We start from the raw sequence: 16,243 nt of genomic DNA, 5'->3' as shown, positions 1-16,243 counted from the left end.
CGAATTCCCCAGGCTGTAAAACTTCGAAGTGCTAGCCGGACGCAATTGCGCTAGCCTTCGATATTGCGATAGCGTCAACGAATGTCTTGCATCGCGTTGATGAACCGAATATGGCATTCGTATCTCACAAACTGAAGCTCTTGTACATACATGTGCCTAAGACCGGTGGCACGACCTTAACGTCAGTTCTCCGAACCTGGGACCCTGAGGTTGAAAGACTGTCAGAGCGTAATCACGAACCGATTAGCTTCGTGGCAAAAGCGCGCCCAAAAGTGTTCAACACATACCTGAAGATCGCGAGCGTTCGGAACCCATGGGCAAGAACGGTTTCTTTATTTGCCTTCAGGAAAGCCTCGTTAAAGGCCCAGCAAACCAAGAGCTGGCCGCCACATTGGCCAAGCAGGGACGATGTTGCCTCTACGAGCTTTGAACAGTTCTTACAAAAGGGTGCTGCGGAAATAGAATGCGAAATTTGTCCTCCACGGGATGCGAACCGTACTGTCTGGCTGGAGCCTTCTTGCTTTTCCTGGGTCGCGATTGATGGGCATGTAGCCGTGGACCAGATCTTGAGAACAGAATCGTTGACCGATGATCTCAGCGCCCTAGCGGCGAGACTCGGTCTGCCTGAAATCCCGGTCCCATACCTAAACAAAAGTCACCCCGGACGGTATCAGTCCTATTTCGATAGCGCTAGCAGCACCTATATCGCAAACAGATATCGAACAGACGTCGACGCATTCGGATATTCCTTCGATCAATTATGAAAGCGCTTTTATTCACTCAGGATAGTGAGGTCGACATTACGATTTTCGTCCTGCGCGCCATTCAAAAGCTCCTGCCAACAAATGGTATCCAGTTTGTCGTACCCTTCGCCGACCGAGAGGTGGCTCGGACGATCAAACAAGCCGTACCGGGGTTGGACATTGGGACACATGAGATGCCTGCATCTGCCCCGGGAACACTTCGTAGACTGGTAGAGATGGCGGGTAACGACAATTGGGTTTTATGGCAGAACTCGGACCGATTGCCCATAGCCTACAACCGGAAATTGGATTTTGGTCGACTCGCGGATGCCATCGAAAACGGTGAAGCCGATCGCTACGCTGCCGTCAAACTGATGGTTTGGCGAGAGCTTGAGGGTCTCGAAAAGCCGACAAGAACCATCGCTATGGCCGGGGCGGAGTTTGCGGAAGTGCCGTATTCGCGGTTCGGATTTTGGCACCCGCATTTCATCCGAACAGAGGTTCTCGGAGATGCCGTTGAGCGACTGTCTGTACCGGGTGGGTTTAGGCGGGCCAATATTGTCATGGCCGACCATTTGGCAAGCTTGGAATTGCCAACACTACTTCCCACAACGCCGATTCTGAAATGTGAGGAAACGCTGCTCAATGGAAAGGTAACACTCAACTTGGAGAGCCGAAGGCGCCGATGTGGACTGAAGCCCATGGCGCCGGGCCAGCTAGTGAGTAAGACCGCCAGTTTTACCTCACCGCAAACGCTTCCAAAGGTGAATACCTATTGGCTCAATAGTCCTCGCAAAGTCGAACAAAGCCTTTCGCATCTTTCACCAGAATTAAAATGTTACTTTGTCTCGCCTGGAGGCGTCGGATCAAAAGTGCTCTGCCAATCCTTTTGCGCGGCATGCGGCGTGCAAGACCGCGTTACCATCGACAGGAGTCATGGACACCGCCGGCTGCCTTGGCCCTCACTTTTGGAACACCAATGTGCCGTTTACGTCTTCGGCGACCCATGCAATGCCGTGCTGTCCTTTTTTAGTCGGCGCATCCAGCGTCATGCGCGGCATGGCATGACATGGAGCCATGCGGAGACCCCAGAAGAAACAAAGCCAGGAGATTCAGATTGGGTGATTCGTCATATGTCCAATCTTCAAGTCCCACCCGGCCCACTAAACGAGACATGGGGCCTGAGGGAATTTCTCAGTCAGCCCCATGATCTTTTTCGTCTAGAAGAGCATCTGGATAGTTGGCTCTACGCTGACGCACCTTATCCCGTGGTCTTCCTGCGCTACGAAACGCTTTGGGAAAATGCGGGTGCCGTTGCCCGGTATTTTGGACTCGCAGATTTATCCTTGCCTGACCAAGTGCAACGCGCTTCAGACTGGACGTCCTTGCCCACCGAAGATCAGAAGGCGATGACTGCTATTTTCGGCGGTTTTTCGAATCGCATTGCCTCGTTGCCAGACGTATTCGTCGCTGACGGCACTACGTTTCGTACGCTCGATGGAAATGAAGATGTACTCCTGGAGCACATATAACACTAGAGTCCGTTTACCCAGGTAGCACCTCGCAGATTGGTGAGTTTGGATCGCCATTCGCCCTTGGGGGCGATCTAAATGGACTTCCAGACGTTAACCCTGCAGCGCTGTTCGCGTGAAGGTGCGACTTGCAGTTATGACCTTCAGCGGGGTGCGTCTGGCAGCTATAAATCGGACAACGCTTACAAGGGCGAGGGACAAGGTCAACTTGGACTGACTTCGAGAAACCTGCCCCGAACCAGGATTCGGTGCCGCGGCGAACTCATCACGTAGAACGTGCCCGACCCTTGACGAAACAGCAGGCCTCGCCGAGCATGCTGAGGATGTATTGCCCAACACCGACTGAATGAAGCAGCGTCCCATCCAAGCCGATTGCATTAAGTGGCTTGGACCCCTTGCGTCGAGAGGCTGTTGATGGAACCGGGGCGCTGGGAGTCGCTGCAGGATCTGTTCACCGAGGCCTTGGACAGACCTGAGGCGGACCGTTCCCGGTTCATTTCCAGCGCGATCGTCGAGCGCGGTCTTGACCCGACGCTGGGGTCGGAGGTGTTGGCCATGCTGGCTGCACATGGCGGTCCGCCGCTGGAGCTCGAACAATTAGGTGAAGAGCCGTCGGTGCAGCTCCCCGAGTCCATTGGTGCTTATCGCGTGATCTCGCTCATCGGCCAGGGCGGTATGGGCGAGGTGCTGCTGGCCGAACGCGATGACAAAGCGTATCAGCGCCAGGTTGCTATCAAGGTACTGCGTTCTCGGCGTGAGCAAGCGGGCTGGGCGGCTCGTTTCCGACGCGAGCAGTCGATCCACGCGCGGCTTGATCATCCGAATATCGCCCGCCTGCTGGACGCAGGTATCGGGGACGATGGCCTGCCTTACTTCGTCATGGAGTACGTGGCGGGGGACGACATCCTGACTCATGCTGCCAGCCAAGCCCTTGATCTCCGTGAGCGCGTGCAGCTCATAATCCAGGTCTGTCGAGCGATGGCCTTTGCCCACCAGCGGCTGATCCTCCACCGGGACATCAAGCCCTCGAACATACTGGTAGGCCCGGACGGGCAGACGAAGCTGCTGGACTTCGGCATTGCGAAGATCCTCGACGATGAGGGGGAAAACGGCGAGCTCACGCAGACCGGAGAGCGTCTGATGACGCCACGCTACGCGAGTCCGGAACAGATCCGCGGTGAGTCCCTGACGGTTGCAAGCGACGTCTTTCAACTCGGCGTTGTGCTGTTCGAGCTGGCGACGGGGAAACGTCCTTTCGACGCGCCCAGCGATTACGAGCTTAGCGAACGTATCGTGCGTGACGACACCGCGGCACCGACCCGCGCCTTTGACGGCAGTAGTCTCCCCCGCGATCTGCAGGCGGTCTTGCTGCAGGCGCTGGCGCGGGAGCCTGGTGACCGCTATGCCGGTGTTGATGCGCTGGCGAGCGACCTCGAATGTTTTCTGGAACACCGGCCCGTCCAGGCCAGACGGCCTAATGCCCTAGATCGATTCCGCAAACTCTGGCGTCGCCATCCCGCGTCGGTGTCCTTGGCTGGCTTGGCCGTGGCGGCGATTGTTCTCGGGGGCAGCCTCGCAAGCTGGCAGGCGGGCCGCGCGGCGGATGAACGCGATCGCGCGCGTGCCGAGGCCCAACGGGCCAATGCCGCCCTGGAGCGCGCGGAACGGTCGTTGGAACGAGCGGAACGCAGTCTTCGAATCCAGGAAAGTTATGGGGATCTGCTGCACCGGAGCTTCGGCGGCGAAGGCAACGCCGACCGGATGAGCCAGATCCTGCTGGAGCGCTGGCAGGAAGCGCAGCAGAACGTCGAGTCGGATCCCGTCCGCGCAGCGGAGATCAGCTTTGCAGTAGGCCGCAACTTTCTTGAACGTAACGACTATGTCCGGGCTGCCGAAGTGCTGGGTGCGTGGGTCGAGGCCGGCTACGGAGACGGACGGCTGCTGCTGGACGGGAAGCTGAATCTCGGTGTCGCCTACCGGTATCTAGGGCGTTTCGATGATGCCGAACCGCTTCTTCGGGAGGCCCAGGCTGCCTTTGAGAATGGAATCGACCGCGGCAGCTACGACCACGTTCTGGCCGTGCAGGTCCTATCCGAATCCGTGGACAGCGACCAGCAGGACGCGCTTCGCTCCGAGCTAAGGCGCTTGACCCTAGGAGCCCTGGACGATGAGCCGTCGGTCGAAGAAGCCATCTACTTCACTGGCGTGTTGTCCCGGCTCCATATGCGCGAAGCCGACTACGCTGCCGCGGCTGACTACAGCGACCAAACCATCGAACTCCTGGAAGCTCATCCACTCGTCGAGGTCGCTGGCCGAGATAGTCTGTGGATCGGGAAGATCATATATGACCTTTTCCTCCGCAATAACCTCGAGGCCGCAGAAAGGGGCTTGAAAAAGATTGAGAGCGATCTGCGAAGCGTCAAGGGCGACAGCCAGAACACGGTGTTTGTCTTGGGCTATCGAGGCGAGATCGCGGCGCGACGTGAGGACCTTGCTGGCGCGGTGGCCTTTCACGAGCAGGCTGAGGAGGTCGCGCTGCAGCAGGCCGAGGCTGGGACCTCTGCCCACATCTATGCGGCCAGCTACCTGGCACAGACGCTTGCGGTGGCCGGACGCATTGAGGAAGCCACCGCCAAGATCGCTGAGCTGGAGCCGCTGGTACAGGAGAAATTCGGTGGCCGGCATCGGTTCTTCGTGCTGGCTAAGGCAAAAACCCGGTTGCTCCGAGACGGCCCCGCCGCAGCCTCGAGCATCCTGGCGGAAATCGGCATGACGCGGCGGGTGGCCAGCTCCGACATCATCATGCAGACCTTTTTCGATCAGCTGGTCGAAGCGGGAGTGGAGCCGCCAGCGTGAGTCACAGTAGTCCAAACCGTGCGTGTGGTCGGTAACCCGGAAGAACCCTTCCTCCGGTTCCTGGCCTGTCACAACAAACATTTTCGAGGTTGGAGCAGAACGTCTTATTCCGGCGCCAAACTCTGACCGTCCAACGGATTTGACCTGACCCCCTTTACTGGCAGGCTCACCCGATGGGCCCCGCTCAAACTCTGTGGTCGCAGCGTAGCGCGCTGGAAGACGAATCGGTTGGTCCTGTCGTCCATCCAAGGGAGATTTAAGCCTTGCCGTGTCCTCGGGCGTCCAAGGTCTGTTACTTCGTCCGAGCTACAACATGAGCTTCAAAAGCACCACGCGTTACTTGATCGTTATCAGCATCGGCCTCGCTGTCGCGAGCCTATCTGCTTGCCGAGTCTCCACGTCAGACGATCCCGGACCCATAACGCTCGAATTCGAGCCGGGTACCACAGTCGATTTCAGCTTCGAATCGAGCGGGAAGAGGCTTTCCGGCATCTTCGACGTACCCGCTGACCAGCCCGCCGAAGCACTAATCATCGTTGTCCACAGCTATGGCGAAACCAACGTGCGGAACTGGATTTCGTACTCTGACGAACGACGGCGCTTCAACGATATGCGGATTGCGACGGCGCTTTGGGACAAACCTGGCCTCGGGCGCAGCGAAGGCACGTTCGATATCGACCAGCCGGTTCACGAAAGCGCGCAGGAGGTGCTCGATGCAGTTGCGTACCTGCGTGAGATCGGGGCGCCGGGCGCGCAAAAAATTGGGCTTTGGGGCGGTAGTCGAGCCGGCTGGATTGCTCCCATTGCCCTTTCGCAAGACCCCGATCTGGACTTTTGGGTCTCTGTGAGCGGAACGTCGGCCGAGGACAACTTCAGCTATTTGCTGCTTTCAAACCTGCCCTACGAGGGTGTCACGCACGAAGAAGCGCTGGAGCTTGCGGATGAGTGGCGTGCCGGCTGCGAGGTGTTCCGAACTCGGGGTAGTTTCGGGGCGTATCAAAAGGCCACACAAAAGCTCCGCGCCAATGAATACATCATCTCGATGCGTGGCGCGTGGCCCAATCGTTTGCAGTACAAGTTCAATCAGAGATCGTGCGAGGACGGCAAATGCCCCAACGTCGATAACGAGTTGTGCGACTACGTGTGGATCGAAAACTTTGACCACATGCTCTCATCGCTGAACATCGATGTGCTTGCCCTGTTCGGTGAGAAAGACCTTAACGTGAACTGGCGAAAAACCAGGGACCTATACACATCGACGATGGGCGTGAATCCGGACGCCTCACTAGTTGTTCGCTCGTTCCCCGATGCGGATCATGCGTTGAACATCGCGCAGACCGGCAGCATGAAGGAGATGCAGGCGATGTCGACCCGCACGAAGACAGAAGGATATTTCGAAGAACAGACACGATGGCTCCAGGAACGAGTCCTGAAAATTCCGGAGACAGAGTGAAAGCGCCAGAGAAGTCGATTTTACTCTGACGCCTTACTCCGACCCCAAAACTGCTCGCTATGGAAAAAGGGGAAAAATTTATTCGGGTAGTTATTGCGAAAGCCTCGTGTTCGGATACTGCCATTGCAGTCCCGACCACCGCACTATCAGGGTGAATTTTTCCGGTTGGCCTCGATCGGGCAGCGAACACCAAAACCGTGAACGCATCTACAGTGGTTCGAGCGATCACTAAGGGGCTGGCTCCCGCGTAGCTCCACCATTAACATTCGAAGTCGCCCTAGTTGCTTCGGACTGTTCGCAATTGAAAAGTGGAGCCTACACGCGGCTGTTTAGCAGTGTTCTGTTTTTCCTCAGCGGGATTGCTGCGGCGGTAGCGCAACCGTCGATGAGCGAAAGCTGGGAACGGCTGCGTGACATGGAGTTAGAACAGGTACGCAGCCTGAACGATGCCAACGATTCGCCCAGGTACCGCCTTTACCTCGCGCTTCTTACGGTCGACGAAAACGTTGCCGTTGCTTCTCGTCATTTGACCGAAGCGCTGTCCGCGGCAACGCCAGACAGCGACGAGGCCCGGCTCGCTCGCATGCTGCAATGTTCATTCGGAGAGTTACAGGGCTCGCCCCTTGATAGGTCCACCTGCGAGGAACGGGGCAAGTCTGTCAGGCAAATGGTTCATCCGTTTCCAGCTGCCGTGGCGCAAATTCATTTTGGTATCTGGTTGGATGTCAATGGTCAGCACCAGAGGTCGTTCCAAATGCTCCGTTTGGCGGAAGACTTGGCTTTGGCGTCAGGCGACAGGCATTTGGCAGCGTCGACGCAAAATAACCTGGGCGCGAGCTACCTGGCTCGTGGACTGCCGGTTCAGGCGTTAAAGAAATTTCAGGCAGCACTCGAACAAGTTCGGGCAATGGACGCCGCGGATAACGAATCGATCCTAACGATGTTAACGTCCAATATCGCGGCGACGCACCTGGAGCTCGGTGATTTCGAGACTGCCAATACTCTCCTGCAGACGCTAACTCAAAGCCAGCTGTACGATCGCAATAACCCAATCCACTTGATGGATGAAGCATTCCTGGCAAAAGCGTCGCTGGCCCTGGGCCGTTCGCCGGAAGGTTTCGACCGGCTCAGCTCGGTGCTGGACGCCGTTGGTTCATACGGAGTTCCCGGAACTCAAGCCTTTGCGCGTACTGTGCTTGCTGAGCTACAGATTTCTCTGGGAAAGGTCGACGACGCGATGGGTAGCTTTGCGCTGGCGAAGGACTACGCGCAGCGAAGCGGCGACCCGCTGGCCACGATCAAAGTGGAACTTGCCTGCGCTGATGCGCTTATCGGTTTGGAGCGCTACAGCGACGCTGGACCCATGGTCGACGCTGCCGTCGACATGCTCAACGAAAGCGGGCCGAGCATGATGCTGGCGCAAGCTCTGGATCTGCGCGGCGATCTGCTGAAGGCTTCAGGGCAGCGCGTTGCCGCCAATATCGCCAGGCGACAGGCCCGGCAGATGCAACTGAGAGTTGCCGGGACTGAGCATGACATGGAGCTCGTCGCCCTGGGGAAATCCTTGGAGCTCGCCAATCAAAGGATCGAGTTGGCCGAAGCACGTGAGCAAACCAGGGAAAGTGAAGCCAGAGCCGAATCCGCAATTGCCATGCGCAATACGCTGGTTTTGACCGGCCTGCTGCTCGCACTGATCACCTATCTAGGTTTGTCGCGCCGTTATGCGCGCAAGATGGCCAAGACGATCCAGCATGCCAATGCCGAGCTCGAAGCGAAGGTTTCGGAGCGAACGGCCGCACTCGAACGTGAGATGGCCGAACGGCTGGATGCGGAAAGCAAGAGGCAGGCTCTGGCAAAAAACCTTGCGGAGTACGAAAAACTCCAGGCGCTGGGCCAGCTGACCAGCGGCATCGCGCACGACTTCAATAATCTGCTGACAGTGGTCACCCTTTCGGCGGGCCAGCTGCGGGAAATTGTAGCCACCGCCGACAACGAGGCGACGCGGGACGTCGACAATATCCTTGCTGCTGCGGAGTCGGCCACTGACATTACCGCGAGTCTGCTGGCCTACGTCCGCAAACAGCCGCTTACCCCGCAGTCGACCCAACTCGATTCCTTTCTGGCTGAATCTCTGCCGCTGTTTGAAAGCACGCTGGGCAACGGCATGAGCCTTGCCACAGAGATTGAGCCATGCAGTGTTCGGGTCGACCGGGCGCAACTCACGACTTCTGTCATCAACTTGTTGCTCAATGCCAAAGAGGCTTTGAAGGGCCAGGGCAACGTCGTGCTTAAGGCGCATGCCCAGTCGAAAACGGACGAGCAGGGCGAAACAACCGATTGGGTTGCCCTTTCGGTCGCTGATGACGGTGAAGGGATGACCTCGCTGGAACTACGGCGTGCCACCGAACCGTTCTTCACGACAAAGGATATCGGTCAGGGTACCGGTCTGGGGCTTAGCATGGTGGAGGGGTTCGCCAAGCAGTCTGGTGGCTTCCTGGACATCGACAGCGAAAAGGGTAAAGGCACATCGGTGACGCTGTTCATCCCGCCCGACGCTGAGTCTGATCAGCTGCAGGCGACACCTCCGGATCTTGCGCAGGAGCTGCCGCTCGAGGGCGTAGTGATCGTCGCTGATGATCAGGCCGCGATTCGTGAGGTTCTGTGTCGGTTGCTGGAGCAATCGGGTTTGGAGACCCTGAGCGCCGGCAGCGGTGCTGAAGCACTGCGAATACTTGAACAGTCAGAATGCCCCGATCTGCTGATCACCGATCTGATGATGCCCGGAGAAATCAACGGTCAGCAGCTCGCGGCCGAAGTGCGAGCGCGCTTTACCGATCTGCCGGTGCTGATGATGTCCGGCTATACCGATTCGGTTGAACTGGATGTCGAGTTTTTACACAAGCCCTTTTCTCTGGACGATCTGCAAAACGCCGTCAAGCGAGCCATTGCGCAGAAACGTGCTGCGTAGGCCTGCTGCGTCATCAGCTGATCCTAGGTAACGAGAAAGCTCCAGCCCGTGCCGCGCCATGTTAGTTTGTGGACGCCGCCTCAGATCAATGCCCAAAAAGTCATCAGTGCCTCAACTAAGCGTGCGCTTCAAAGCGTTGTGCCAGCCCGCGCAGAGAGTCCGACGCTGATCGGAGTCCATCTGGCTTTTGAACGAACGGTTGAGGCGCCAGCGTTCGGTCAGCTCATCAAGCCCCTGATAGACGCCAGCGGACAGTCCGGCAAGAAAAGCGGCGCCCAGCGCCGTGGTTTCCATCACTTCGGGGCGCTGCACCTCCACGTCCAGGAGGTCGGCCAGGAATTGGCAGAGCCAGTTATTGGCAACCATGCCGCCATCGACTTTGAGCATACTTGGACTGCCCCCGTCAGCAACTATCGCTGCGAGCAGGTCGTGGGTCTGGTAAGCCACTGACTCCAGTGCTGCCCTGGCAAAGTGCTCTGGTCTGGTATCCCGGGTCAGACCAAAAATAGCGCCGCGGGCATCCGGGTCCCAGTGGGGCGCCCCCAACCCGGTAAATGCCGGCACAAGAAAGACACCTTCGTTGGAGACGAGCCCGCTGGCCATGGGTTCGGTGTCCTGAGCGCCTTTGACAATGCCCAGCCCGTCGCGCAGCCACTGCACTGCAGCCCCGGCGACAAAAATCGAACCCTCCAGCGCGTAGGTCACCTGCCCCTGCAGCTGATATCCGACCGTACCTAGCAGTCGGCTGGAGGAGTTGACGCGTTCGGTCCCGGTGTTCAGCAAGACAAAGCAGCCGGTGCCGTAGGTACTTTTCATGTCGCCCCGAGCAAAACCGCACTGACCGATGGTTGCAGCCTGTTGATCACCCGCGACGCCGCCAATGGGAATGGCACTGCCAAATAGTTCAGGGGCCGTGTGGCCAAAGTCTGATGCACAGTCTTTTACGTCGGGAAGTAGCGCCGCCGGCACGTCAAACACCTTGAGCAGCTCCGGATCCCAATCGCCGCTATTGATGTTGTAAAGGCTCGTTCGGCTCGCGTTGGTGGCATCGGTAAGATGTTGAGTACCGCCGGTGAGACGCCAGATCAGGAACGTATCGATCGTGCCAGCGGCCAGCTCGCCGCGTTCGGCGCGATCGCGTGCACCGGGCACCTGATCAATAATGTATGCAAGCTTGGTCGCCGAGAAATAAGGATCCAGCAATAGACCAGTTCGTTCAGTAATTAGGGCTTCATGCCCTTGTTCACGCAAGGTTGAACAACGCGCGGCCGTTCGGCGGTCCTGCCATACGATAGCGTGGTGGATCGGTTTGCCGGATTCTCGGTCCCACACTAACACGGTCTCCCGCTGGTTAGTGATGCCCAATGAAACCACTTCGAACCCTTGAGCTTCTGCCTTTTTTAGCGCATTGCGACTGGTCGTAAGGGTCGTCTCCCAGATGGCTTCCGGGTCGTGCTCGACCCATCCATCCTCAGGAAAAATTTGTGGAAACTCCTGCTGAGTTAAGGCAACGATTTGGGCGTCCGGCGTAAACGCAATGGCGCGACTGGAGGTCGTGCCCTGGTCGATGGCAAGTAAGGCTGGATTGGACATCGTTGAGTCTCGTTCTTATTGAGCCGTGATCATAGCTAGTCTAAGGGCACGCCAATCACCGGCTGAAGATTTTGAATCCAGCCATAGTGCCATTGTAGATCGGGCTAGGGCTTTCATACGCTTTTGCGCTCGCGAAGAGCCTCTGGAAACCGTTCCATAAGATATTCCTGCAGCTTTTGGTCTGCCCGATCACCGAACAGAATTTGGCAGGCCTCAAACAGTCCCTCACGGGTGGCCCATTGCTCACTGGGAATAACCAGCTCAATCTTTGAGCGGCGGCGCAGGAAATCCTCCAGGCGCGTTACCATCTCCCAGCGCGCCGCGTGCTCCACCTCGCAGCGCAGATATTCGGCCGACTCGATGACCAGATCGGCGGCGGTCGGATCCACCTCAATGGCGTCAAGCATGGCCAGCGCATCTGCGCCGTAGCGACGCCACAATCTTTCGGTCAAGGACTCCACCCCGTCCCTGGCGGCACGCTCATCAAGTCGCATTGCCTGGGCCCGGTCGAAAAATTTCTGCTTCACGGAAGCATCGTCTTCGCCGTACCAGCGCTGATCTCGGACGTTGAGTGTCACATCGAGCTTTTGCACCGCTCGTGCGACCTCATCACCTACGTTCAGGCAGTCGGTGAGCTTGCCGCCAAATATGCTCAGACACCGATCGTTTTCGTTGACGTCGATCACGTGTTTGCGCGACATCTTTGACCAGTTCGCTACCTGGCCTTCACCCCGCACCGCCAGCGGCCGCACGCCGCAGCGTTCAGAAATGATGTCGCTTCGGGTGAGCGGTTGGTCAAACCGAAGCAGCCGATTGACGTTCTCGAGAATGAATTGCCGATCTTTCTCGGTAACCGCCACCTGCGGGCTTGGAACGGGTGTATCGGTGGTTCCCACACACAGCGCCGGCCCCATGGGGATAACAAAAAACAGACGGCCGTCACTGGCAAAAAAGGTGAGGATACGATGCCGTGTACTGCGGCGATTGACCATCAGATGCACGCCTTTGGAAAACACGTGACGATGCTCAGTTTTTAGACCAAGGTCCTCGTTTTGCCGGTCGGTCTCGGGTCCGCAGGCGTTGATCAAAACCGCTGAAGTCACTTCAATGACCTTCCCGGTTTCAACGTCTTTGACCCGAGTCACCCAGAGCCCATCCAAACGGCGCGAGCCGAGCGCATGGGCGTAATTGGCGGCCACGCAGCCGCGCTTCATGGCGTCACGCACGAAGTTGAAAACGAACCGGGAGTCGTTGTCGTGAACGTAACCGTCAGAGTATTCGATACCGCCGATCAGATTCTCCGGCGCCACCGCCGGCGCGCTGGCCCGCAGCCGGCGGCGGGTCAGCAGTTTCGGCGGCCGCAACGCAAAGCGTCCGAGGGCCCAGTAGAGCAGGCTGCCGGCAAACAGAAACGCGGGCGAAAACCGAAAGCCTCGGAAGACGGACGTCAAAAACCGGATCTCCCGGATCGAAGATGGATAGGCCCGCATCAGCCGGTTTCGGCTTTTGCAAAGCTTGCTGACAAGCCGATACTCGTGGCCCTCCAGATACTTGATGCCGCCCCAGGCCAGATTGGATGAGTTGGAGCTGGTGCTGCCAGCGAAGTCGCGACGGTCGATTAGAGCGACCCGCACACCGCGCGCAGACAGTGAAGCGGCGCTGACGGCGCCGTTGATGCCCGCGCCGATCACCAGGACGTCGAATTTCTGGCCCTGCAGCCGCTCCAGGTTTTCTGCGCGATTGTTCACTTGGGGGGTGTGCTGTCGTGACGCAGCGTCACGGATTTCAGCCCGCCTTGGCCAGTCGCTGTCCGTCGTCCGCCACTAGGGAGGCAAAAACGCGCCGCTTGCCCTCAAACGGGTGCCGACCGTGCATGACCAAAAAGTTATCGATCAGGGCTACGTCACCGGCCTGCCAGGCCAGGTCAAAGGACAGGTCGTCAGCTAGCCGAATCGCCGTATCCATATCATCTTCCGAGATGGCGCTGCCGTCGCCGAAACAGATCGATTTCTGCGGATCGTTTCGCGCGTCTTTCCAACCGCGAAACGCTGCGATCAACTGGTTGAAAAACACCTGGCGCCCGTCGACCAACGTTCTTATGGCAGGAAGCACCGGGGTCGTGGCCCGGAGGCTTCCGTCGCTGTTCCAATGCGCATCGTACCCAAGGTGCTCAAGCCGCGTCTCGGCGGCCTGGCGATCTTGAGCATTGAGCGTAGAACGCCAGCTGCGCCCTTGACCGGACTCGGCGTCGTCGTGCGGCGGCATCACATTGACATAGCGTACGCCCAGGCGCTTGCACTGCTCCACAAATTGGGGTTTGCGCTCTTTAAGCTGGGTGAGCAGGACGTCCGAACGGCACAGGGGCGTCTCACCGCCCTTAGTCGGGGCGGTCTCGCAGCAGAAAAAGAGGCGTGACGGAAACAGCGGTGTTTGCGCCATCTCGTGGTGAAGAAAGATCGAAACCTCTTTCGGTGCTTCGTTGGCGGTAAATACCCTGGGCGTCAGATTCACCCTCACGGCGTTGGATAACGATTCCTCGTAGGTAAAACTCTCAAGTCCGAAGGCGTCTATTACCGCATCAAAATCATTGGCGTCCCGGACCGGAAAACCGCGCAGCAACACCGCGCCGTGGCGCGAGGCTTCGTTGACGAGCTCTTGCTTCCGGGTCTTGATCCAGCTTCGGGTTTGGTCCAGCGAGGCGGCGTCGGAGGTGCGTTGATACACCAGTGGAAAAACGCCGTCGAATTCTTGCTGGCCAGAGACGCGGACCGGCTCAGCGGTGAGTTCTAGAGCCATGGGTGCGCTCCTTAATCATAGATAGAGTGGAAACGGCCAAACGCCGCCTCACAAAAATCGGCCGGATCGTTGAACCGGCGATTGACGTTGAGATCGGAGATGGCAGTCATCTCGTCATTGGTAAGCTCAAAGTCGAACAACGCGAGGTTTTCTTTTAGCCGCTCCGGTTGTGTCGTTTTTGGGATGATCGCTGTGCCGCGCTGCACGCCCCAGCGCAGCACGACCTGTGCCGGCGTTCGACCGACCCGGCTGGCGGCTTCGACCACAGGGCGGGCGGTGAGCACCGTATCGGCATCAGTAGCCATGTCGAGCGACACGTAAGACAGCGCGCCGAGGGGAGAAAAGGCTGTAACGGGGAGTCCGTAGCTCTGAGCTGTACGAAGCAAATTAGACTGGGTCAGGAACGGGTGAGACTCTACCTGCAGATTGGCAGGTTTGATTTTGGCGTAGGCCATGAGGTCATGCAGCAACCCGGTGTTGTAGTTGCACACGCCGATCTCCCGTACCAAACCTGCTTCCACGAGCGATTCCATCGCATGCCAGGTTTCCTGCAGCGGTACCGGCTCCAGAACCATCGCGTCGTGCCCAGGTTGAACCCACTCCGGCGGATAGCGCTCGTCAAAGGGAACAAATGGACTGGCGATGGGAAAATGAATCAGATATAGATCCAGGTACTCAAGCTGAAGATCTTTGAGGGATCGCTCGCACGCGGCTCGTACATGCTCCTTGCGGTGATAGGTGTTCCAGAGCTTGGAGGTGACCCAAAGGTCGTCGCGCAAAACCGCGCCCGATGTCAGAGCCGCGTTAATGCCTTCGCCGGTTTCTACCTCATTTCCATAGTCGGCCGCGCTGTCGATGTGCCTGTACCCGAGTTCCAGGGCATTGCGAACGACTCGAGCAGCCTCTGTTCGTTCGATTTTCCAAGTACCCAGACCGACGCTTGGCATGGCTCGGTCGCCCACGTTAAGAGTGTTCATTAGTCTATTCCTTGTTCGGAAGCTAACAGATCGCCTAGCTGATGGCTTTCGATCAACGCCTCGATTTCCACTGGGTTGCCGCTGTCGATCGAAGCCTGGGCGGCCGCGGCTACCACCACAGACCACAATCCCTGAAGCGGTGTAGCGGCCGCGGATGGTTTCCCGTCGAGCCGATCCGCGAGCGCGACGTGTTCAAAGAAGGTGCCACCATGGTGACCGCTGGTTTCCACCAGATCGGTATAGCTCAAATCGGTATGGCGGGACGGCCCGTGTTCACCCAGCTCAATAGTGATGGAAGCTTCGGACTTGTCGCTCCGCTGAAAGTCGAAAGACTCCGTTGCGACCAGTCGGCCTCGAGACCCACACAACGTCAGGTCTTCGTAAAAATTCGGCGCTGACATGCTGAGTGAAAAGGTTGCGTGCACGCCGCTTTCATACTCAATGATGGTACTTGTGAGGTCATCGATATCCGAGCGCTCGCCGCCGTATTCGAAGTCTTTGTAGTTGGTTGCCTGCTGGCCTACCGCATAAACGCGGCGGGGCCGGGAACCGGCAAACAGATTGATCAGATCAAAGTAATGGCAGCACTTTTCGATCAGCGTGCCGCCGCTGTAGCGAGCGAACTTGTTCCACTGAGCCACCTTGTCAAGGAAGGGTGGTCGGAATTCGCGCATCGCCACGCTGTGAAGTCGCCCAAGCACCCGCCGCTCGAGGGCCTCATGATAAGCCTCCAGATAAGGGGCTTTGAACCGGTACTGCAGACCCACTTGAATAAACGACGGATACTGCTGCGCCATCGTCGCGATCGCGCCCGCGTCTTCGAGCGTTGTCGCCATCGGCTTTTCCAAAAATAGGGCTTTTCCACCCTGGGCCACCACTCTAAGTACATCGATATGGGTGTGGTTGGGCGTACAAATGAAGATCACGTCGACGTCAGCGTCACGGCAGACGTCCTCGACACATTGGTAGCGCACCAGCGTGTCGTCGCTGTACCGTCGGTACTCTTCGCTGGCCACCTCCATGCTATGAGCGCTGGCGTCATAGATACCGTGCACCCGAATACGTCCCAGTAGTGCAGCCACCCGCATATGTTCCATCCCGATGGTGCCGGTCCCAATGATTGCGGCGCGGTAGATTGGATCCGCCTGGCGGTAAAGGTAGTGATCGTCTCGGGCGATGTGGCGCTGTCCGCCGGCGCTTTCGAAAAACCGTAATCGGGGTTTGTAGTACTCGCTCATGACGCTGATTTCCTCGGGCTTCCGGTGGAAGCCTGGCTCAATATTACTCGGCGAACAGGGACAATACAAACGTTTGCATTATGCCTT

The 16,243-nt window shown here is 58.0% G+C and carries 9 protein-coding genes; 4 read left to right on the top strand and 5 right to left on the bottom strand.

Annotated features, from left to right (window positions below):
- Window positions 1-760: 760 nt before the first annotated feature.
- The 4 genes from AAF358_10355 to AAF358_10340 all read left to right on the top strand — a co-directional run bounded on the left by AAF358_10355 (window position 761) and on the right by AAF358_10340 (window position 9,552).
- Window positions 761-2,275, top strand: a complete 1,515-nt coding sequence (locus AAF358_10355; GenBank protein MEM7705944.1) for a hypothetical protein — start codon at window positions 761-763, stop codon at window positions 2,273-2,275.
- Window positions 2,276-2,689: 414 nt separating this feature from the next.
- The gene (locus AAF358_10350; protein MEM7705943.1) at window positions 2,690-5,131 is read left to right on the top strand and encodes a serine/threonine-protein kinase; all 2,442 of its coding nucleotides are present in this window, start codon (window positions 2,690-2,692) and stop codon (window positions 5,129-5,131) included.
- Window positions 5,132-5,444: 313 nt separating this feature from the next.
- Window positions 5,445-6,584, top strand: coding sequence for an alpha/beta hydrolase (locus AAF358_10345; GenBank protein MEM7705942.1), 1,140 nt, complete (start codon window positions 5,445-5,447; stop codon window positions 6,582-6,584).
- A 301-nt stretch (window positions 6,585-6,885) separates the two neighbouring features.
- Window positions 6,886-9,552 (top strand): response regulator, encoded by a 2,667-nt coding sequence (locus AAF358_10340; protein MEM7705941.1) that lies wholly within the window; start codon window positions 6,886-6,888, stop codon window positions 9,550-9,552.
- A 111-nt stretch (window positions 9,553-9,663) separates the two neighbouring features.
- Here AAF358_10340 and glpK read toward each other — a convergent pair whose 3' ends face one another.
- The 5 genes from glpK to AAF358_10315 form a co-directional block, all read right to left on the bottom strand.
- Complete coding sequence (gene glpK, locus AAF358_10335; protein MEM7705940.1) at window positions 9,664-11,145, bottom strand: glycerol kinase GlpK; 1,482 nt, start codon at window positions 11,143-11,145, stop codon at window positions 9,664-9,666.
- Between the two features lie 113 nt (window positions 11,146-11,258).
- A complete protein-coding gene (locus AAF358_10330) occupies window positions 11,259-12,893 on the bottom strand; it encodes a glycerol-3-phosphate dehydrogenase/oxidase (GenBank protein MEM7705939.1) in 1,635 nt (544 codons plus the stop codon).
- A 37-nt stretch (window positions 12,894-12,930) separates the two neighbouring features.
- A complete protein-coding gene (locus AAF358_10325; GenBank protein ID MEM7705938.1) occupies window positions 12,931-13,941 on the bottom strand; it encodes a TauD/TfdA family dioxygenase in 1,011 nt (336 codons plus the stop codon).
- Window positions 13,942-13,952: 11 nt separating this feature from the next.
- Entirely contained in the window at window positions 13,953-14,918 is a 966-nt protein-coding gene (locus AAF358_10320; GenBank protein ID MEM7705937.1) for an aldo/keto reductase, read from the bottom strand.
- Window positions 14,918-16,156 carry a Gfo/Idh/MocA family oxidoreductase gene (locus AAF358_10315; protein MEM7705936.1) on the bottom strand — a complete coding sequence of 413 codons (1,239 nt, stop codon included), beginning with the start codon at window positions 16,154-16,156 and terminating at the stop codon, window positions 14,918-14,920. The genes AAF358_10320 and AAF358_10315 overlap by 1 nt, the downstream gene beginning before the upstream one ends.
- Window positions 16,157-16,243: the final 87 nt, after the last annotated feature.

It is taken from the genome of Pseudomonadota bacterium, assembly GCA_039033415.1.
In the GTDB taxonomy this organism is placed as follows: domain Bacteria; phylum Pseudomonadota; class Gammaproteobacteria; order Xanthomonadales; family SZUA-38; genus JANQOZ01.
The sequence above is the reverse complement of the archived record's forward strand: the minus strand, read 5'-3'. Positions and strand labels throughout refer to the sequence as shown.

Excerpts from the sequence above, each read along its gene's own strand:
- AAF358_10355 (MEM7705944.1), top strand. The coding sequence starts at position 761 with ATGAAAGCGCTTTTATTCACTCAGGATAGTGAGGTCGACATTACGATT.
- AAF358_10350 (MEM7705943.1), top strand. The coding sequence starts at position 2,690 with ATGGAACCGGGGCGCTGGGAGTCGCTGCAGGATCTGTTCACCGAGGCC.
- AAF358_10345 (MEM7705942.1), top strand. The coding sequence starts at position 5,445 with ATGAGCTTCAAAAGCACCACGCGTTACTTGATCGTTATCAGCATCGGC.
- glpK (MEM7705940.1), bottom strand. The coding sequence starts at position 11,145 with ATGTCCAATCCAGCCTTACTTGCCATCGACCAGGGCACGACCTCCAGT.
- AAF358_10325 (MEM7705938.1), bottom strand. The coding sequence starts at position 13,941 with ATGGCTCTAGAACTCACCGCTGAGCCGGTCCGCGTCTCTGGCCAGCAA.
- AAF358_10320 (MEM7705937.1), bottom strand. The coding sequence starts at position 14,918 with ATGAACACTCTTAACGTGGGCGACCGAGCCATGCCAAGCGTCGGTCTG.
- AAF358_10315 (MEM7705936.1), bottom strand. The coding sequence starts at position 16,156 with ATGAGCGAGTACTACAAACCCCGATTACGGTTTTTCGAAAGCGCCGGC.